We start from the raw sequence: 20190 nt of genomic DNA, 5'->3' as shown, positions 1-20190 counted from the left end.
ACTGCTTACTGTGTAATCACCTTACACGAACTGTCGGAACGACAGGGATAGCTTGGTAAACTTCTCTTCGTTAGAAGAGACTACCCAAGAATCTCGTGATTTTAGTCATGAGAGGTTCAAAAGTATGCTGTGCCAGGTGTCGGGGATGATTAGCTCCAACTAGGTTTTCCTAGTTATAGGATCCAAGTACAAGCATCATCACCTTCTCAAAAACAAACCTCTATTCAGATTCGAATTATGAAGAAGCCTGATTAGTGAAAAAGTAAATTATTTCCTAATCGTGGTAAATTGAGTGTGAAGGTTATGGCATTAAGCGGGATTATTTCTTATCGAGCTGCCTGGGCTATCCCATCGGTTGTGCGAAATTTTAATTTAACTGATTTATTAGCTTTCTGTGCTCGTACGTCAAAGCTATAATTGACAGTAGGTCAAAATTAGCATCATGGAGGGATAAGATTTGAAACAAGGATTGCAGCCCAGAGCAGGATTGTCGCCGCAAGAGCTGGAAGAAGTCAGAGAGTTATGGGCAGTTTGCAACGCCCATGACCATATCGATATTAAATTAAATTGGGGAACACTCTCCGCCGGCCGGATGGTGTAACGAATGATTTTTTGTTTTATGAAGATGACCGTTTGGTCGGTTTTTTAGCTATCTATTGTTTTCTGTCTACAGAAGTGGAAATTAGCGGCATGGTACATCCAGATTCGCGGCGTCAGGGCCTATTCAGTCAATTGAGCAAAGCGGCTATAGAGGAATGTCGTCGTAGGGAGATTCCAAAGTTGATTTTCATCAATGAACGTGGTTCCCATAGCGGTAAAGCATTCCTGAGCTCCCTTGGGGCACAATATGGCTTCTCTGAATATGTCATGGACCTTCAGGAGCCTGTGAAGCTTGCTCCGTCATCGTCAGATGAGAGGGTGACGATTCGTCCAGCGCAAGTCACGGATACTGAACTGCTCGTTACGCTAAATCAGTCGGGATTCAATATGCCCGAAGAGGATGCGCGAGAATATGTGAGCCAAACCATGACGGGCGACAAAGAATGGACTTGGATAGCGGAATTGGGCAACAGGAAAGTGCCCATCGGCAAAATCGGAGCGATGATGGAAGAGGGAGGGCGAGGTTTAATTTATGGTTTTTGTGTATCGCCTGTTGTTCGGGGAAAAGGTTATGGACGCCAAATCTTGCGTCTGACGATAGAGGCTTTGCAACAGGATCATGATGTTACCTTTATTCATTTGGAAGTAGCTGTGGAAAATGAGAAAGCACTTGGTTTATACGAATCCTGCGGGTTTAAAACGAAAAACGCTAATGATTATTATGAGCTTTTATTGAGCTCCAAAGCGCAACAAAACAAAGGATAGAGCCGCAGTGAAAACTGCTTATCTATCCTTTGTTTTAGTGATATATGAGCTCCGATGAGCCGCTGATAATCGTCCCTGTATTCAAGCCTTCGCATATTTCCCTCATAGATCCTGGCTTGTCGAAGTTAAACACATGGATGGGAATATGGTAATCTCTGGCGAGGATAAAAGCGGATTGATCCATGACTTTCAAGTTGTTATGAATGACATCATTATAATGGAGGGACTTATATTGCAAAGCCTCTTTATGATGTTTCGGGTCTTTATCAAAAACCCCATCAACCCCTTGCTTGGCAACAAGAATGGCTTGGCAGTTTACTTCTATTGCTCTTTGAACGGACGGATAGTCGGTTGTAACGAAGGGCTGACCATTGCCGCCTGCGAAAATAACGATGTACCCTTTTTCCAAATGATGAATGGCCCTTAGTCGAATAAAAGGTTCAGCAACCGATGCAATCGGAATGGCAGTCATAACGCGAACCTCTGCTTTGGTCTTGGCTTTAATTACCCCGCGCAGCATTAAGCTGTTAATAACCGTAGCGAGTGTACCGATATTGTCAGCTTCGGCTTTCTCAATCCCCCAGCTCTCTCCCATATTGCCTCGGAAAATATTTCCACCACCGATAACCAGACATACTTCAACGCCCATATTGACAACTGTCATAATCTCATTAGCAATGTGATCCAGCTGCGCCGGATCGAAGCCAAATTCGCTGTCTCCTGCCACGGCCCCGCCACTTAATTTAATAAGAACCCGCTTATACCGCATTTCTATCGTCAACCCCTCTCTGTGCGCAAATAGCCAAGGATAAACGACTTTGTCGTCCTTCAGGGACGAGTGAGTTTATCAAGGTAGATGCGAAGCAAACGTATAGACATATACTTTCTTATCTACTAAAAAAACACTAAAGCAACGAATGCTTTAGTGTTTCGATGAATGAGAAATAGGAAAGAACGTGTTTAGCGTGCCCACGGAACCCTTCATATTCCCCACTCCCTTCACTTATGATTAGAAGTAATTTTACACGATTTAGAAGGAAAAATGCAATTTCTGCGTAATTCGACAAAGCGTTCAACGGAATCAATCCATTTAGGAATCCGTATCTGGCTTCTTAATCTGTACTTCAATCATATCCATATTTTCCTTCATATCGATGACGTCGATGCCGTTGCGCTGCAAGGTCGTGGAGAGTGAATCCTTGTCCTGTGCAGGAAATACATAAGCATTGCTCTGCTTGTTATCCAGCAAGCGCTTCGCTACTTGTATCAGTCTCTCCATGGAGAAAGGCTTCTTGAGAAACTTCTCAATTTCTTTTTCGTGATAATCATGAGGTGGTTCAAGGGCTGTAGAGACGATGACAGGGGTCCGGTAGTATGTCGGATGCCTGTATAATTCAGCAATGAAATCCCATCCAGTTTTCACGCCTTCCAAATGAATATCTACGATGAACAGGATAGGTCCTTCTCCTTCACACCGGTCTAGGATGAGAATACCCTCTTCAGCGGAACGCAGCTGTGTGGATGGCAGACCCAGCTTGGTCAAGGCGACCTGAATCAGCTTAGCTAAGTTATCGTCATCCTCAAAGATCACGATCTGACCATCCATGGAGGCCAGTACGTATTCGTTCAATTCAATTTGGAAGGTCGTCCCTTGACCCATTTCCGAGCTAAAGGAGATTTGTCCATTATGGCCTTCTACAATCTCCTTGACGATTGCCAGCCCCAGACCAGTTCCGCCAATCTGGCGTCGGTCCGAATTATCAACACGGAAGAATTTAGAGAACATTTGTTCATTGGCTTCTTCAGGAATGCCTAGTCCGTAATCTTGAATCCAAATCATTATTTTACCTTGATCGACTGACAAGCGAATGTCGATTTGGTCTGCCGCAGGGGAATATTTAATCGCATTGCTGATTAAGTTGTGAAACACTTGACGGATGCGGTCTACATCCACTGACACCCATAGCTCTGTTTCCGGATGATGAATGTTGATATGATGATTTTGCTTATCTTGCCATTGTTCAACGACTTCTTGCACGGTAGGCAATAAATTAATCGGGGTGAAGTGGTACACTTGTCTACCGGACTCCATCCGCTGTAAATCAAGGAAATCATTAATTAAATTGGATAGGCGATGCGCTTCTTTATAGATCGTATCCATGTATTTCTTCTGCTTATCTTGTGGAAGATCGCGATGCAGCAGGATTTCAATAAATCCAAGCACGCTAGCCAGCGGCGTACGCAATTCGTGGGAGACAATGCTGATGAATTCATTCTTCATCTCATCCACACGTTCTTCCTCTGTTCGGTCACGGAAAACGAATAAATAACCTTGCTGCTCCGTATCCTCGCTAACAATCGTAGCATACAGTTCTGCATGTTGAAGCTGATCATCCATTTCAAAACTGAAACGTTGTGTGAGATGAGAAAGGGAACCATCCAACAAAGCTTCAATCGATGATGCAACACCATTGAAGTTAGGGATTTTCGCAGCAATTTGGTGGCAGCTTTCCACTAAATTGCTGCCAATGCGTTCATTTAATTGATAGTATTGATGCATGCGTTGATTTGCAAATAACAGCGTACCTTGCGAATCGCACATCATCATTCCTTCGTGCGCGGATTCGAGAATATTTTGAATCAGATCGCGTTGTCCTTCTATTAATTGTTTCTCTGTAATTAATTCCTGGTTCAATGTTTCTAAATCAGCGGCTTGTCGGCGACGCTCATCATTCATGACTTGCGCGTAGAAGGCCAGTCCAAACTGACGAATGATTCCTTTGGTTAAGCGATGATTATCTTCATGAAAAAGTGAGCTCTGATAACTCGTAAGAAGCAAGAAGCCAATAACCTTCTGTTTATCATCGAAAAGGGGAAAGTACTGATCGACGGCTTGCAGGATACCTCCGTGAACGCCACGTTCATGACCGAACACATCACGTTTGTGCAGGATCGTTGTTCCTTCCTCAAATACACGTTTGGCGGGTCCAAAAAGTCCCTGCTGCATCACATTAAGATGCTCCTTCGGATACCCAATCGCGTGCATGACTTCAAATGAACTCACGTCTTCACGAGAACGTTCAATGACAATCAATGCCGCATCCTGTGATAAGGAATTTAGCAGTGCAGGCATCGTGTGCTGCAAGAATCCTTTCAGCTCAACGTATCCCGTAAGCTTCTCCTGATAAGAGGTGATCAGTTCCAATTCACTTTCGCGCTCCGATAGTTTCGCTAGGATCACTTGCTGCTCTTCCTGCTGCGCCATAATTTCCTCGTTTTGCGTTTCCAAGCTCTCCGCCATGTAACGATACGTCTCTTCGCTTTGCGTAATCCCTCTTCGGCATCGGTAGCCCGTTTGAAGATAAAGATGGACATACCGCCGGTAATCAAAGCAATGATGCCGCCCACCAGCGTGATGAGACGGGAGGTTTTACCGGCCTGAAGAGAAGCGTCATGTGCGCTGGTTGTAATTTGGTCAATACTCTTCTCGATACTGGAGTGGATGGTTCGATAGCGATCCATCATCGTTTTGCCGGTTTGTATGCGGTTTTTGGCTTCTTCGACTTTCCCGGCTCTGACTAAATCTAGTTGAGAGTCATAGTATTTTTGTAGATTAACAATGGCAGGTACGGCTTGGGTATCAATAATGAGTTGAAGGGTCGGAAATTTGCCTTCATATTTACGGATCGTCTCAAGGTCCAGTTCCATTTGTTTTTTGCCTGTTGTATAAGGGTCAAGGAACTGCTCATTGCCCGTCAACTCGAAGCCGCGAATACCTGTTTCTTGATTAATTAAATTCGTTAGCAAGTTATTGGCTGTGTCTGATATGGGGATGGAGTTATTCACAATCGCATCGTTCTCGCGTTCCATATTGCGGGAGGCAATATAATTGGACACACTAACAAACGCTAATAAGACAACGATTAGAATAACATAGAACATGGAGATCCGAGATCTCGTAAATTTCTTCATTAAAAAGTTCACCTAGATTCTAATAGGATAAGAAGGATAACTTAAAAATTCGACATGAAGCAACAAATTCCTTTAAAATTCGTTTGTGTTAGGTTTTCTTCCATGTGCACATTGCAAGAACTGGAAATCTCGTTTACAATACTAATGATTAGTCAGATAATGTCACATTAAGCAGCGAAGAAGATTGCTTGAAGGAGGGAATCACCGTGCAGATAGACAGCAGGATCCCACACCAACATGAGGTAAGGCCATTTTTCCAACCGATTCTATCTTTGCAAAATCAGGAAATTATAGGTTACGAAACGCTGGGCAGAAGGATCCGAAATGGTGTTGTGGAAAGCTTAGGACCTTTTTTCCAAAGCTCAGATATTCCTGAAGAAGTTCACCTGACGATTGATCGGTATTTAAGGGAAGATGCTATGAAGCAGTTGGCCGCGACAGATGATGAATGTTTGCTGTTCATCAACTTAAAGCCATCGTGGATCTATCGAACCTATCGTCGCACGGGAGAGCTTCCAACCCTACAATTGATAAGGAAATATCAAATAAATCCTGCGCGGATCGTGATTGAAATTACAGAAGAAGAGTTTACCGGGAAACTGCAAGAGCTTATGCAAATCGTGGGACTATATCGTGATTTCGGATGTATAGTAGCGATAGATGATGTAGGGAGCGGCTTCAGCAATTTCGATCGAATCGCCAGTCTGCAACCGAAGATACTTAAGATTGATCTGAATATTCTCAAAAAAAGCGCAACCCACGCGGGTTATAAAGCGTTGATGGAGTCATTCTCTATTCTTGCGGCACAGATGGGCGCCTCCTTACTGGTAGAAGGTGTCGAGACGAAGCAAGAGCTGCACAGTGCGCTGCAAGTCGGTGCTAGATATGTGCAAGGATATTTATTTTCCAAAGCGGAGTCTGAACTTCAGCATAGAGATGCTTTTAAAGACATGTTAAAGGAAGAGATGCAGCTTTTTAGTTTGAATGAATTTCAGCGTTACAGCCAAATGTTTGCTGTTCAACAAAATCTGGATGCCTTCGTTCATTCCATGCTCCCCATACGTACTTCAGAGGATGCCGATCAGGTTATTGAACATGCCATGAGCAAGGTCTCCAATACCTGTATGCGTATGTACATATGCCGGGAAGACGGCTGTCAGATTTCATCCAACTACAGTCGAAGAGATGAGACCTGGTGCAAGGATGAAAGCTACCGTGGTGCCAATTGGATTTGGCGGCCCTATTTTATCTCAAACATTCTTATGATGAATTTGCAAAAGCAGGGTATCTTCTCTCAACCCTATACGGATTTGGATACCTCTTATCAAATACAAACTTATTCGTGCGTTGTGGGGGAAAGCTGTTATTTGTTCTTGGATTTGACGATCTAGAGAGAAGGAAGCTCGTAAAAAGAGGTTACCCCAAGTAAAGCTGGGGTAACCTCTTTGGATTGCGGAAAAGGCATGGAGCTTTAATGATTTACGCTTCGACCCACTCTCGACGCAGCGAGAACAGATCGCGCAGCTCGTCAGTAGATAGCTCCGTAATCCAGTTTTCACCAGAGCCGACAATTTGCTGGCTAAGACCGAGCTTGCGCTCAATCATCTCGTCGATACGTTCTTCCAGCGTGCCGAGGGTCACGAACTTGTGTACCTGCACATGACGCGTTTGGCCAATACGGAAGGCACGGTCCGTTGCCTGATTCTCGACGGCGGGATTCCACCAGCGATCGTAGTGGAATACATGATTCGCTGCGGTCAGGTTGAGTCCGATGCCACCGGCTTTTAAGGAAAGAATGAAAACATTGCGCTGATCTTCCTCAGGTTGGTTGGCGTCTTGGAAGTGCGCGATCATTTCATCGCGCCCCGCTTTCGGAGTTCCGCCATGCAGGAACAGCACCTTCTCGTCGAGTTCCTGCTGCAAAACATGCTGCAGCAGATTGCCGGTCTCAACAAATTGCGTGAAGATCAGGCATTTGTCGCCTTCTTGACGAAGCTCCTGGACCATTTCGAGCAGTCGTTCCAGCTTATTCGAACGGCCGCTCCATGGCGCAGTTGGTCCTTCTTTCAGGAGCAGAGCAGGGTGGTTGCACACCTGCTTAAGCTTTGTGAGCGCGGCGAGAATGAGGCCGCGCCGCTCCATTGCGGAGAGCTTATCCAGCCGATCGAACATATCCTGGATGTAGTTCTCATAAAGCGAGCCTTGCTCTGCTGTAAGCGATATGAACGTCTTGGACTCGTTCTTTTCCGGCAGATCCAGTTGAATCGCCGGATCTTTCTTCTCGCGGCGCAGCAGAAAGGGGCGAATCAGCTTCTGCACCTTGCCGATGGTTTCGCTATCGCGTGTTTTCTCGATCACATTGACATAACGATGCGTAAATTCACGAACACTGCCCAGATAGCCAGGATTGGCAAAGTCGAAGATCGACCAAAGCTCCGTTAACCGATTCTCAATCGGCGTTCCTGTTAGTGCAATGCGATGGAAGCCATCCAATCGACGAATGGCGGATGCTTGCTTCGTGTACGCATTTTTTATATTTTGTGCTTCATCCAGACAGATGGAGTTCCAAGCAACAGAGCTTAGCTCTAATTCGTCCAGATGAGAAAGCGTATAGGAGGTTAAGACCAAATCTACCTTGCCGACGACTGCATTAAAAGCCGGTCCTTTTAAGCGTTGAGGCCCATAGTGCAGATGCACCTTCAGTGAGGGCGCAAAGCGCTTAAGCTCCATTTGCCAATTGCCTAGTACGGAAGTTGGACAAATTAAAAGGGAAGGCGTATCAGGTTGTTCCTGTTCTTTCACGGTAAGTAAGTAGGTGATCCACTGGATCGTTTTGCCGAGACCCATATCATCGGCCAAGCAGCCGCCTAAGCCGAAACGACGAAGGAACAGCAGCCAAGAGATACCGTCTACCTGATAATGGCGCAACGATCCATGAAAGCTGGCAGGCGGCTGAATCGTAGGAATCGATTCGGTCTGGGTGAGCTGATCGACCATGTGGCGCAACTGCTCGTTCAGCTCAACTTCCATTTCGATGTAGCGCAATGCCTCGGGATCATCCTCAGCCGGCAGCAATCCGCCAGCATCGCCGGCAAAATGCAATTCCAGCACATCGCGGAAGGAAAGACCTTGTTTCTTCTGAACTTGCTTCATGATTTGCTCGACTTGCGCCATGAAGAGCGGATCGAGCTGAATCCAGCTGCCGCGGATCTGGATCAGCTTGCGCTTCTCCTCCAGAAGCTGGCGGAATTCTTCTTCCGTCAGCTCCTGATCACCCACAGCCAGCTTCCAGTCGAACTGCATCAGCTGGCTGAGTCCGAACATCGTCTCCCGTCCAGAACCGACGGAGGACTTGATCTTCGCGCGCAGCTTCGGCCGCAGCTTGCGGATGCGTTCCCACCAGGCAGGCAGGAACACACTCGTTCCGGCCTCAACAAGCCGCACGCTTCCCTCTGCGAGGAAGCGCCAGGCCTCTTCCTCCGTCAATGTCTGACGGAGGGAAAACGCGGCGTTTTCGCCCGCCGCGGCATCCGTACTATCCGCATCCAGCCAGGGCAGGATGCGGGTCCACTTGGCCGCATCGCGCTGCACGCGGCCAATCTCTGCCAGCCACGCCTCCGGCAGGGGCTGTTCGCCTTCAACCGGCTCGCCGCTAGGCGTTACCGTGCGAAGCACGTCCGGCGCGAGCCGGTCCTGCAGCAGCACGCGCAGCTGCCAGCCTGCGCCCTGCGCCAGGTCCGGCTCGACGAGCTGCAAGCATGTACGCATCGGCGTCCGGTCCTGACGCCAACCAATCGCGACGAGCCAGTCTTCCTCGTCGAGCCAAATATCGGCGCCGATCTCACCGCGGCGCATGAGGGGATAAGCGGCTTCCAGCTTGCGCAGATTGTCTTTCATGATGCCATCGGCATCGACCCATTCCGGGATGAGAGCCTGTATCCAGCGAGTTACCGCAGGCGTCTCTAGAGGCTGCAATTCGACAGGGAGCTCGAGCTTCCAGCCGATCTCGCCGGCTTTCCATTTCTCATAATCCGGCATGAAGCGACCTGTGGCCAGTGCTTCTTTGACAGCGGGAGCCAGAAGAATCATATCCGCACCGTCTTTGTGCCAGCTAAGTTGAATATGTTGAACAGGCTGTGGATCGCTGAAATAATCAAGTGCTTCTAAGGGCTGCAGCTCGATGCCTTCCCGATTTTGCCACTCGCTAGGTTCCATGAAGGTGCCGTAAAACGAGGAGCGATGCCAAGCAAACAGCATATTTTTTAAGTCGAGAGCATCCCATATGCCGCCGTTTTCGCGGGTGCCCCATAGAAATAAAGAACCATTAGGGATGGAGCTAACGTGAACGGTCAGCGCGCTGGTTTCGATCATCGAATCCATTTTCCTTTCTTCAGCTCTTCTTGGAAAGCTCGCAGGCGCGAGAATTTATCCGCTAGTCGATAAACATAATGTTCCCAACGGTCATCTTGGCCTAACTGTTTATAAATGGTGTGCAGCTTCTTCAGAAGGCGAACGGCGGTCTTGTAGGAGGCCCGATTTTTCTCCAGAACAGCTCGTTCTGCTGCTTGATGATAGAGTGGGAGAAGCAATGACGAATCATGCTCTTCAATCGCTTTAAGCTCCGTGGCGTACAAGCTAAGCGGCGAAATACGATTCGCGAGCTGCAAATCAATCCACTGGCGGTAACGTTTCGTTTGCAGTAAATAAGCCGTGTAATAGTAGTAGGAACGAGGCAGCAAGGATTCCATGACCTGTACCCACTCGCTATCCGAATCCAAATGCTTAGTCGTATCCTGCCAATACTGGCAGAAGGTTCGGAAATCATCATGGTTTGCATTCGCTACCGAAGGAAGCATCCATCGCAGCCAGACGAGCATGTCGCTCCATTTCTTATCCTTGTAATAATGATGAAGATACAGGAAAAAATCCTTGGCATTCGGATGGTTTAACTGCTCTAGGCGCGCGAAGGCAAGCTCCGTATCCCCCTGCATAATATCAAAATGCGCTCTGGCAGCCAGCAGTGTATCCTTCTTCCGGGCTAAGAGCTCCTTCTTGCCCAGAAGAACAGTGAGGCGTTGTATTTCCTCTTGTTGAGCTTGTCTATGATCGGAGAGCTTCCACCAAATGAAACGGTATACGAATAACCAATCAATAGGGCTATCTTTGCCCTGCAGGGCAAAATCACTAAGCATTTTTACAGTGGCTTGCCAATGTTTAGGTTCAGCGGCAAACGACTTATTGAGGTCGGTGTTTTCAATGAAGGCCACGAGCTTATCTTCACAGTTTTTGGCGGCAATTTTACAGCCATTTTCATGATAATACGATAAGTAAGAGCTCTTGGTATCTTGATAAAACTGTTCAATCTTTCGCATCATAAAGAGCAGGATATGGAACATAAAGAGTTCTCTGGCAGATGACTGCCAGTTTACGGCATGGGCAGGGAGAGACTCCAATGCAGAGTCGTAGAATGTTTCGATGGAATGTTGATGGGATATCGAAAATCCATGAAATTTCCCTTCGAAAAAACGATGCCATTCCACTGGCATGGCCGCTTCCAAAGGGACATTAGCTTGACCGGCTTTCTTATCCTGCGCAAGAGATGCGCCGCGAATAGGCTTCTTTCGCGTGAGTATTTGCTGTTTCAATTGCTGCAGCAGCAACTCAGGTCGGCCATAAGGGGCATACAAGCTGAAAAAAGCGGCTGCCATATGCTTGCAGGAACCGTCATAAGTGCACGAGCATTCGCTATTCGCGAAATTTTCCAAATGTATATTTGTCTCATATATCTGACTACCTGTGACTGCGGCCTGAATGCGAGTGCCTTTCAGATCGATCTCCGTCACCCGGCCTTTATGGTAATACTCCCAACCCTGTTCCAGAACGACGGCGTCGAAGTGGAGCGGAATTTGTTTGATGAGGTAGTTCATTCGATTTTTGGGAATCTGCAGTTTCAGCATGTGTGCTTTCCTACCCTCCGAGCGGTACATTCCTTCTTCCATAGTAACAGATTTTTTCCGAAATTGCCCATTTCCACAGTTTATGCCAAAGGGTATTTTTTTATCCGCCCGGATGGGGGCGAACTCCTGCATTCCGACTTATAATGTGATAAAGTTATCTTATAGCTACGCTCTTGAAAGGAGAACTGCACATTGGGTATTAAATTCGGCAGGGAATATAAGGATATCGTTACTGATTTCGTACGTGGAATTGCCTTAATTGATGGTGTATATGAATTTCTTGAGATGAGTGCGGATGACTGGCAGGAACTGGATCACGATGAACAAGAGGAATGCCTGCGCACGTTGGCTGACGATATTTTCTATGGATTAGGCAATTCACCTGTGATGCATGTAGGAGCAGGTTCGGTTCGTCATGACCCGAGCAACCACGTGCTTAAGGTCCACGATGGTGAGAAACTCGTATCCGTCGTTTATTTGGTCTAATTGCGACAGATCGAACACAGAGAGTTGAGATAGAGAAAGGTGTTTGGAAGCTATGCTGGATGGAGCAAGAAAGGTTCTACAACAAGTTTATGGCTACCCAGAATTTCGAGAGGGCCAGAAGAATATTATTACGAGCCTGCTCGAAGGCCGAGATACGCTAGGGATCATGCCGACAGGCGGCGGGAAATCAATCTGTTATCAGGTTCCTGCCATGCTGATGGAGGGCGTGACGCTGGTTATTTCACCGCTGATTTCGCTTATGAAGGATCAAGTGGATGCGCTAAGTGTGTTAGGTGTGCCCGCGACTTTTATTAATAGCACATTGGAAGCCAAAGAAGTGGAGCTGCGGATGAAAGGGGCGATGCAGGGTAAGTATAAGCTGATGTATATCGCTCCTGAACGGTTGGAGTCGGAGCGGTTTCGTGCTCGAATGGCGGCGCTTAATCTGCCTTTTGTCGCGATTGATGAAGCACACTGCGTATCGCAGTGGGGTCATGATTTTCGCCCAAGTTATGTCTCCATTGCCCCGTTCATTCGCGGGCTGCCCAATCGTCCCATTGTAGCGGCATTTACAGCAACAGCAACGGCCGAGGTGACTGCGGATATCGCTAGACTGCTTGAACTTGATCAAGCGGGTATATTCATTAATGGTTTCTCACGGGATAATCTCGAACTGACGATCCTTCGTGGTGAAAACAAACGAGATTATGTTCAGAACTATGTGAAGGAACATACGCATCAGCCGGGTATTATCTACGCAGCTACACGTAAAGACGTTGAAGATCTCTATGAGACTCTGCGTAAAAAAGGATACGCCGCAGGGAAGTATCATGCCGGCTTGTCCGACGAGGAGCGCTCCTACATGCAGGAGGCATTCCTTTATGATGATATTCGCGTAATGATTGCCACGAATGCATTTGGTATGGGCATTGATAAGTCCAACGTTCGTTACGTCATTCATTACAATATGCCCAAAAATATGGAAGCCTATTACCAAGAAGCCGGTCGTGCGGGACGGGACGGGGAGCCAAGCGAATGTATTCTGTTGTTCAGCGCGCAGGATATTATGACACAGAAATTCCTGATCGAGCAGAACCAGCTCTCGCCTGAGCGAAAGGCGAATGAGTATAAGAAGCTCCAGACAATGATCGATTACTGCTATTCGCCACGCTGCCTGCGAAACGTGATCTTGCACTATTTTGATGAGACCAATGTCAAAGATACCTGCGGGAATTGCAGTTCCTGCAAAGATGATCGGGATACAGTAGACATCACGGTGGAAGCCCAGAAAATCTTCTCTTGTATCCGCCGCATGCAAGAAAGATTCGGGATATCGATGATTGCTTCCGTGCTCAAGGGCTCAAAGGCCAAGAAGATTCTCGATTATCGCTTTGATCGTCTCCCGACGCATGGGATTATGAAGGAGCTGCCTGAGAAGGAGATTTCCGATTTGATCAATGTGCTGATCTCGGAAGGTTATCTTCAGCTTTCGGATGGTCAGTATCCGGTCGTTAAACTGCTTCAGCCCGCAGCGGAAGTTCTTCAAGGTAAGCTGCAGGTGAACCAAAAGGTACGCAGACAGCAGGTTAAGGCTGCTGCTATCGACAACACCTTGTTCGAGCAGCTTCGTCTGCTCCGTCGGGAGATTGCTGCGCGCGAGAAAGTGCCGCCGTATATTATTTTCTCGGACAGCACGCTGCGTGAGATGAGCGAGATTTGTCCGACTTCGGAATCGGCGATGCTGAAGATCAAGGGTGTCGGTGAGGTGAAATACCGCAACTATGGGAAGCCATTTTTGGACCTGCTCCGCACGTATGCGGGAGAAGGCGAAGTTGGCGCAGCTGCTTATGATTTTGAGTAGATCAGAGGGAGTAGATTTTAGTGAAGCTAGGGCAAGCGGATATTGAAACGAAGCTTTCAGAGATCGTAGACTGGTCAACAGATGATAACAAATGGATTGTGCGTAAGTATCGCTTTACCGAGTTTTTGCAAGGAATTGCCTTCGTGAATAAGGTTGCCCGTCTTGCAGAAGCAAATAACCATCATCCTATGATCGCTATTGATTATAAAACGGTTACCTTGCGTTTGACCTCCTGGCATGCGGGAGGTTTGACTGAGCTGGATTTCAGTACCGCAGCTCAATTCGACGAGGCTTTTGCCGAGATGAAGGTTGCACACTAGCAACAAAGGTACTCACCTATGTAGCTTCGTGTGCTTCGTCATAGACCATACAATGAAAAGTTGCTACCCCTGTAGGTGTCCACTTTTCGTAGGTGTCTGTGATGATGAAGCCGACTCTCCGATAGGTTTGAATCGCTCGTTCGTTCCATTCGAGCACTTCAAGATCAATCTCTTGCTGAGGTTTCCGCCGCTTGGCTTCCTGAATGAGCAGCTTGACGAAGCGGACACCAAGGCCACTTCGTTGGCCGCATAGATCGGGACGAAGCCCGAGTCCTAAGCGTGTGACTCCGACGATGGGGAAGAACTGAACGAAGCCGCATAAATGGTTTCTCTCATCAACAATACCACTATATTGCTCAGCGCGAATTATCGGGTCAGCGAACTCCAAGCCATCCCGTTTCATGGTTTCCCAAGAAGGCCAATTGTACATTTCAAACGGCGAATAGTCCCAAGTGCAAAGCTCCTGACACCATACATCTGTGAGCGGTACGACGCGCCATTGTAAGCTATCATTTACCATGATGTTTTCACCTTTTTCATTTCATGTTGGAGGGTTCAAATGGTCTTGCATCTGGATATTCCGACCTCTGCGGTTACTGCATTGTCCATGCTTGTATTAGGACTAAGTTTATTTCGAATTTCTATTAAGAATAAGTGGCTCCACCTACTATTCGCATCGCTGCTGCTCTCATGTCTTTACTTTACTATTGCCATATTGAAGATTCCGAGCTTCGGTCCTATGCTGCATGTTGCAACGCAAGCTGTGTTCATTCATTATATCTTTCGTATCCGGAAATTCCACTCGCTTATGATAGCTTTTCTCGGCTCACTAGGCTATACCCTTTATTTGGCCGTTATTTTATTTCTTGCTCCTCTGCTAACGGATGCCTCGTTGAGTGATTATTTTTATAACAATGATTTAGCATCTCGTGCTCTAAAGATAATGGCTGCGAGTTTATCCTACCTAACAGGATATGTGTTGGTTAAGCGGCGGTTGGGGTTCACGGTCCGCATGGAAATGAGAGATAGTACCTCGTGGCGTCCCCATAATCAAGCCTTATTTATCGTTTCTGTTTTCAGTCTAGTGTTGTTCTTTGCTACTTATTATGCGGTAACATTAAAGCTATCCTCGATTTTTTATTTTGCAGCAGGGTTTTGTTTATTATTGGTTATCATTTTTTTTCTGCTGTATCGCAAAGAAATGGAAGAGAATTAGCGGTTTTGCGGTAAACTAACCCTGAACGTATGCCAGCTAGTGCAAATTTTTGGATGCTTTCTCCATTCAATGCCGCAACTAAATTGCGTACAATGGACATAGTGAGTTCATGGGAATAGGAGGTCATCGAGATGACCCAAGTTACAATACGAGAAGCTGTTATGCAAGATATATCACAATTAAAAACGTTAATGCTCGCTTACATTGTTGATTTCTATCAATATCGACAACCTGAGGATGACAAACTGAATGGATTAATTCATGGTTTGCTTGAACAGAAGGATGGTATCCAATTCGTGGCGGAGACGGATGATGGTACAATGGTTGGCTTTGCTACGCTGTATTTCACATTCAGTACATTGCGTGCTTCCAAAATTGCCATTATGAACGACTTGTTCGTCGTAGAGGCAGAACGCGGTCAAGGCACAGCGGCGAAGCTCTTCGCAGCTTGCAAAGGATATGCGGCTAGAAATGGGTACGCGAACTTAACATGGACAACGGCTAAGGACAACTTCCGTGCACAGGCATTTTACGATAAAATGGGTGGAGAACGAAATGATTGGCAATCGTATTCGCTCAATCCTACGATTGGGATTGGCGACTAATTGTTAGGAAGGTGGCATCAACCTGTGGAAAATATCGTAAGTCAGAATTGGCTCCTTGGACAGATAGGCGACGCAAACATCGTGATCGTGGATTGCCGCTTTGCGTTAGGACAACCGGAGTCAGGCAGAGAGAATTATGAGAAAGACCACATAGCCGGGTCCGTATATGTGGATTTAGAAAAAGATTTATCCGGTGCCAAAATGGCTCACGGGGGGCGGCATCCGCTTCCTGATTTAGGTGCATTCTCCATTCTTGCAGGAAATCTCGGTATCGACGGAACGAAAACGGTCGTCGCTTATGATGATCAAGGCGGGGCTATGGCTTCACGACTGTGGTGGATGCTGAAATTCCTCGGACATTCAGAGGTATATGTCCTAGACCAAGGATACACAGCTTGGAAAGCTGCTGGCTACCCGGTCACGGCGGAAGTTCCTGCCGTATTCTCGCGGACCTTCTCACCGAAGGTGCATCGCTCGATGCTGGCTAGCATGGACGAGGTCAAGGACAAGCTCGGGCGTCCCGGGACCGTGCTCGTTGATTCGCGTGAAGAGCGCCGCTATTTGGGGTTGGAAGAACCGATTGACGCAGTGGCTGGCCATATTCCCAGCGCACGCAACTACTTCTGGAAGGGCGTACTCGGTGAATCCGGAGCATGGCTATCAGCCGCGGAGCAAGAGAGACGCTTCGCTGGTTTGCGCGATGCTGAGGAGATTATCGTCTACTGCGGTTCCGGCGTCACCGCTTGTCCGAATGTGCTTGCGCTGAGCGAAGCGGGCTTTGAGAATGTGAAGCTCTACAGCGGCAGCTGGAGCGATTGGATTTCGTATGAGGACAACCCGATTGCCAAGGGTGAAGAGTAAGAACTGGAAAGCCGCGTCGTACGCGGGTTTGAGGGCTGTGACAGGTTACCGAGAGGTGGGCTGTTGCGGTCCTCTTTGGGCTTTTCTACAAACAACTTGCAAACAAAAAGTCGTTGAAACCAGTTACAGGAACCCATTTGGAAGGTGATCGCGGTGGAAGTCAGCCGTTCACGAGTTGATAACGCTATTCTTTGAATCCTTTAACGATGAGCCATACTGCTAAAATCATTTCATTAGCTGCTACTGGCAGCGCCAAAATAGCACCCCAAACAGAAATTTGTTGAATGACGCCGAACATGACTAACAAGGCCTCAATAAAAACAAGTGTTGCTCCTGTCATACCCAAGATTGATATAAACCTTGGGACCAGCTTGGATTTATAAAAGATGTAACTGTACATCATCGTGTTGATGCCCAGCATGAAGGCAGGCCCAAGCAGAAAGGTCCAGTCATGTACTGCTTTTAATAAAGCACCTGAAGCTTGAAAAAAGGCGGTGTCCAGGGCTCCTGCTGCTACAAATTCCCGGCTTAAGGTCAATAGGGACAGTACGCTGATTATGCCGACAGTGATGATAACCGCTTCAAGAAACCTGAAGCAAACATGCCAAAGAGCTATAGTTTCATTATACTTTCTTAAAAATGGAAACATTGTAGTTGCAGTACCAATCGCTGAAACGACAAGAATTAACTCCATAAGCGCTCCCAGTATCACCTGGTTGGCGTGTTCGGAACCTTTAATCAGGTAATCGGGATCCTTTAGGATAGGATCATATAAATTAAGACCTATTATCGAAGTAACGGCTGCAAGTATAAACAGTACCCCCACAATTTTTGCGGCTTTTTTGTTTGAATTCATATTTTCATCTCCTTCATTTTATAATTTCTTAGTCAGTAAAAGTAATGATAATCCTAGTTCTTACTCCTTAGTGTTTTCCCCGTAAAAGAATACCTCTTCCAAAGATAAGTTGAAGGCGTGAGCAATGCGAAAAGCCAGTTCCAGTGACGGGGAGTAGTTTCCCTTTTCGAGAGCCACAATGGTTTGTCTTGTTACGCCCGCCTTGTCAGCTAATTGCTGCTGCGTCATTTCATCATGGTTGAACCGTAATTTTCGGATGTGATTGCCGACAAGATTTTTGCCCATCTTAGACTCCTCTCCGATAGTGATAAAGTTTCGTAACGGACCCGGTCACATCGGAAATAAATCCGGAGCCGATCAGGATCACGAACATCACCTGTGACGGCTGATCTATGACCAGCGATCCCATGGCAAGAAGAAAGCCGACGATAAACATAAAAAAAGATATTCGGTTCGCTTTCAAGTCAATGAGCTTATCCAGTTCATCCGCAAATGAGGGTTCCTTTTCTTTGGTGGTTATTCTAAAGACGATGTTAAAAATAATGCTGACAATGATATGCGCGACGATTGAAACTGACATCAGGATGAGGACGAAGGAGCCCCAATAGTGAAAAGTTTCCGTGGGCTGCAGCCCCCTCCGGGGTACTGCGAATACATGCACAAGCAATATGAACCGAAAATGAGAATAGTGCTGATCAACGATACGATACTCTTCTTTTCTTGATAGGTCATGGATATGCCTCCTGTGCGTTCTCTTCGCTATTTGAAGTAAATAACGATATACAAAATGTAATAAAAACTATACTTGATGTCAAGTTTTATTTACATGTATTTGGCGCTGAGTAGACATTCGAGCATGGGGGTTCGTGAGTATGAGGACTGTGACAGGTTACCTTCGGGTAGGTTTTTGCAGCTTTTTCTGTGCCTTCCTTGCAAACAAGAACCTGAAGAAAGCAGTTGCAGCAGCCCCGGAGCCAGCCATAGTCCGGGGTTTCACGCTTTCTGTTTCTTTGGCTCGGAGAGAAGGTTGAAGTAATGATCGAGTGGATTTTTTTATGTAGTGGTAGCATAAGGAAACATAGAGGAAAGTACAACGCTCCAAAATATAAAACGACAGCCGCTTTGGGCTGTGTTTTATATTTTGGATATACAGGTAAGAGGGCAATATAACTTCACCTTTGCCATCCGTTTCACGCGACCCAGTTGAACCTAGAACGATATCTGAATGTCATTCCATTTAAACTCGGTAAATTCAGCCGTCTTAGAAGCAGGTCCCAATTTTCTTGTGAAGATACCTATTTTAGGATTGTTCAATGATATGTTGAAGGAATCAGTAAGCAGGATCCACGTTTTTCCATCAATGCTGTAATAACCATTGTATTTGCTTCCTTTTTTCTCAATTTTAAGGTAAATATCCTGCGGAGTAATGGGGTCTGCGTAATTCTTATCTGTTGCTCCGCCATTCCGTCCTTCTGTAAACCTTATTTGATTATTGGCAGAAAAACAGCGTCCCAGCGACACATAATTATTATCATCCTGATACATAATTAAGCCCGCATACTCGAAGTTTACCGTAGCGTTAAATTTAATTTTTGTGGAAACGGTGAAATCTCCCGTTTCGCTCGGTGCAGGGTTCCTGAGAAGGATGTTATTAGGCTTTGTCGGGCGCGTAAAACCGCCTTCTTGGGTCGTTATCTTCATTGCTTTAGGATTGCCCTCTACGGACCAAGCACTGCCTTCTTCTCTTACCCAAGACCAACCACTGCCCAAGTTCTTACCTGGACGCGGGCCGGGGTCTGCATATTGTCCGTTATAACGATAGACTCGAACATAATCGACTGCCATTTGTTTCGGAACCGACCAATCTGTAGTTGAATCTGGGTTCCCCGGCCAATTGCCGCCAACTGCCAAATTTAATTGCAGATAGAAGTCGCGATTAAAAGGAGCCGGGTAGGGGTTGTCATCTGTACTATTGCTGCTTTTACTAAACCAATCGTTCTTAGTCGAGTAAAGAATTCCGTCGATAAACCATTGTATTTGGCCCGGAGCCCATTCAATACTGAAAGTATGGAAGTCATCCGAAAATTTCTGATTATTAGGAAGCGTATAGTTTTCTCCGGTATGTGCATAAGGATTGCCATAATGTATGGTGCCGTATACTTTCCCCGGTTCGTGTCCAAGAGATTCCATAATGTCAAGTTCACCGCTAGCTGGCCACCCGCCGAAATCTTTGTTGGAAGGCATCATCCAGATAGCAGGCCACATTCCTTTGCCTTCCGGTAATTTAGCGCGGATTTCAAATCGACCGTAAGTCCAATCACCTTTATTCTTCGTCTCTAACTTTGCTGAAGTATAATCGCTTCCTTGATACTTCTCCTTGCGTGCTTCAATAATTAAATTTCCGTTCTCAACACGGACATTCTCCGGTCTATTCGTATAGTTCTGAAGTTCGTTGTTGCCATAACCGCCGCCACCTTGAACATAGTTCCATTTGGATGCATCTAATGTATTGCCAACGAACTCATCACTCCATACAAGCGTCCATAACGGATCTCCAGGATTCGTACCGCCGCCATTTCCAGGATTCGTACCGCTTCCGTTATCTCCAGGATTCGTACCGCCTCCGTTATCTCCAGGATTTGTACCACTTCCGTTATCTCCAGGATTCGTGCCGCTTCCGTTATCTCAGAT

20 protein-coding genes and 1 pseudogene are annotated in these 20190 nt (G+C 46.6%); 9 read left to right on the top strand and 12 right to left on the bottom strand.

The window, feature by feature from the left end; genetic code table 11:
• Window positions 1–457: 457 nt before the first annotated feature.
• Window positions 458–601: a hypothetical protein gene (locus FU659_RS35990; protein ID WP_187274515.1), complete on the top strand. Its 144-nt coding sequence runs from the start codon at window positions 458–460 to the stop codon at window positions 599–601.
• An 11-nt stretch (window positions 602–612) separates the two neighbouring features.
• The gene (locus tag FU659_RS30890; protein WP_147951081.1) at window positions 613–1365 is read left to right on the top strand and encodes a GNAT family N-acetyltransferase; all 753 of its coding nucleotides are present in this window, start codon (window positions 613–615) and stop codon (window positions 1363–1365) included.
• A 34-nt stretch (window positions 1366–1399) separates the two neighbouring features.
• On the opposite strand, the gene pyrH is transcribed toward FU659_RS30890, so the two are convergent.
• The 3 genes from pyrH to FU659_RS37840 all read right to left on the bottom strand — a co-directional run bounded on the left by pyrH (window position 1400) and on the right by FU659_RS37840 (window position 5337).
• Complete coding sequence (gene pyrH, locus FU659_RS30885; RefSeq protein ID WP_147951080.1) at window positions 1400–2134, bottom strand: UMP kinase; 735 nt, start codon at window positions 2132–2134, stop codon at window positions 1400–1402.
• 321 nt (window positions 2135–2455) lie between these two features.
• On the bottom strand, window positions 2456–4666 hold the full coding sequence (locus FU659_RS30880; RefSeq protein WP_261808168.1) for a hybrid sensor histidine kinase/response regulator: 2211 nt from the start codon (window positions 4664–4666) through the stop codon (window positions 2456–2458).
• On the bottom strand, window positions 4603–5337 hold the full coding sequence (locus FU659_RS37840) for a CHASE3 domain-containing protein (RefSeq protein WP_261808167.1): 735 nt from the start codon (window positions 5335–5337) through the stop codon (window positions 4603–4605). Before FU659_RS37840 ends, FU659_RS30880 begins: the two co-directional genes overlap by 64 nt.
• 206 nt (window positions 5338–5543) lie before the next feature.
• Here FU659_RS37840 and FU659_RS30875 point away from each other — a divergent pair, with 206 nt between their 5' ends.
• Window positions 5544–6728: an EAL domain-containing protein gene (locus tag FU659_RS30875; protein ID WP_187274514.1), complete on the top strand. Its 1185-nt coding sequence runs from the start codon at window positions 5544–5546 to the stop codon at window positions 6726–6728.
• An 88-nt stretch (window positions 6729–6816) separates the two neighbouring features.
• Here FU659_RS30875 and FU659_RS30870 read toward each other — a convergent pair whose 3' ends face one another.
• Window positions 6817–9717 (bottom strand): DEAD/DEAH box helicase, encoded by a 2901-nt coding sequence (locus tag FU659_RS30870; RefSeq protein ID WP_187274513.1) that lies wholly within the window; start codon window positions 9715–9717, stop codon window positions 6817–6819.
• A complete protein-coding gene (locus FU659_RS30865) occupies window positions 9705–11294 on the bottom strand; it encodes an SWIM zinc finger family protein (RefSeq protein WP_147951077.1) in 1590 nt (529 codons plus the stop codon). Before FU659_RS30865 ends, FU659_RS30870 begins: the two co-directional genes overlap by 13 nt.
• Window positions 11295–11486: 192 nt before the next feature.
• On the opposite strand from FU659_RS30865, the gene FU659_RS30860 reads away from it, so the two are divergent.
• The 3 genes from FU659_RS30860 to FU659_RS30850 are packed head-to-tail and all read left to right on the top strand — an operon-like array spanning window position 11487 to window position 13961.
• Entirely contained in the window at window positions 11487–11780 is a 294-nt protein-coding gene (locus FU659_RS30860; protein ID WP_147951076.1) for a hypothetical protein, read from the top strand.
• Window positions 11781–11832: 52 nt separating this feature from the next.
• Entirely contained in the window at window positions 11833–13641 is a 1809-nt protein-coding gene (gene recQ / locus FU659_RS30855; RefSeq protein ID WP_147951075.1) for a DNA helicase RecQ, read from the top strand.
• Between the two features lie 20 nt (window positions 13642–13661).
• The gene (locus tag FU659_RS30850) at window positions 13662–13961 is read left to right on the top strand and encodes a 4a-hydroxytetrahydrobiopterin dehydratase (protein WP_187274512.1); all 300 of its coding nucleotides are present in this window, start codon (window positions 13662–13664) and stop codon (window positions 13959–13961) included.
• 16 nt (window positions 13962–13977) lie between these two features.
• On the opposite strand, the gene FU659_RS30845 is transcribed toward FU659_RS30850, so the two are convergent.
• Entirely contained in the window at window positions 13978–14481 is a 504-nt protein-coding gene (locus tag FU659_RS30845) for a GNAT family N-acetyltransferase (protein WP_147951073.1), read from the bottom strand.
• A 39-nt stretch (window positions 14482–14520) separates the two neighbouring features.
• On the opposite strand from FU659_RS30845, the gene FU659_RS30840 reads away from it, so the two are divergent.
• The 3 genes from FU659_RS30840 (at window position 14521) to FU659_RS30830 (ending at window position 16643) form a co-directional block, all read left to right on the top strand.
• On the top strand, window positions 14521–15177 hold the full coding sequence (locus tag FU659_RS30840; RefSeq protein ID WP_147951072.1) for a hypothetical protein: 657 nt from the start codon (window positions 14521–14523) through the stop codon (window positions 15175–15177).
• A gap of 131 nt (window positions 15178–15308) precedes the next feature.
• Window positions 15309–15782: a GNAT family N-acetyltransferase gene (locus FU659_RS30835; RefSeq protein WP_147951071.1), complete on the top strand. Its 474-nt coding sequence runs from the start codon at window positions 15309–15311 to the stop codon at window positions 15780–15782.
• A gap of 24 nt (window positions 15783–15806) precedes the next feature.
• Window positions 15807–16643 carry a sulfurtransferase gene (locus FU659_RS30830; protein WP_147951070.1) on the top strand — a complete coding sequence of 279 codons (837 nt, stop codon included), beginning with the start codon at window positions 15807–15809 and terminating at the stop codon, window positions 16641–16643.
• A gap of 184 nt (window positions 16644–16827) precedes the next feature.
• On the opposite strand, the gene FU659_RS30825 is transcribed toward FU659_RS30830, so the two are convergent.
• From FU659_RS30825 to FU659_RS37830, 6 genes and pseudogenes are all read right to left on the bottom strand, one after another.
• A complete protein-coding gene (locus FU659_RS30825; protein WP_147951069.1) occupies window positions 16828–17499 on the bottom strand; it encodes a DUF4386 domain-containing protein in 672 nt (223 codons plus the stop codon).
• A 60-nt stretch (window positions 17500–17559) separates the two neighbouring features.
• Window positions 17560–17784, bottom strand: coding sequence for a helix-turn-helix transcriptional regulator (locus FU659_RS30820; RefSeq protein ID WP_147951068.1), 225 nt, complete (start codon window positions 17782–17784; stop codon window positions 17560–17562).
• A gap of 1 nt (window position 17785) precedes the next feature.
• Window positions 17786–18079, bottom strand: a complete 294-nt coding sequence (locus tag FU659_RS30815; RefSeq protein WP_261808166.1) for a hypothetical protein — start codon at window positions 18077–18079, stop codon at window positions 17786–17788.
• A 629-nt stretch (window positions 18080–18708) separates the two neighbouring features.
• Window positions 18709–19344 carry a beta-xylosidase family glycoside hydrolase gene (locus tag FU659_RS39110; RefSeq protein WP_397356931.1) on the bottom strand — a complete coding sequence of 212 codons (636 nt, stop codon included), beginning with the start codon at window positions 19342–19344 and terminating at the stop codon, window positions 18709–18711.
• Window positions 19345–19368: 24 nt separating this feature from the next.
• Window positions 19369–19932, bottom strand: a pseudogene (locus tag FU659_RS39105) (glycoside hydrolase family 16 protein); the annotation flags it as partial.
• Between the two features lie 68 nt (window positions 19933–20000).
• On the bottom strand, window positions 20001–20190 hold a 190-nt coding region (locus tag FU659_RS37830), incomplete at its 5' end, for a hypothetical protein (RefSeq protein ID WP_187274510.1).

It is taken from the genome of Paenibacillus sp. N3.4 (assembly GCF_008017805.1).
GTDB lineage: Bacteria > Bacillota > Bacilli > Paenibacillales > NBRC-103111 > Paenibacillus_E.
Note: the sequence above shows the minus strand (reverse complement) of the source record. Positions and strands in the feature narration are given on the sequence as shown.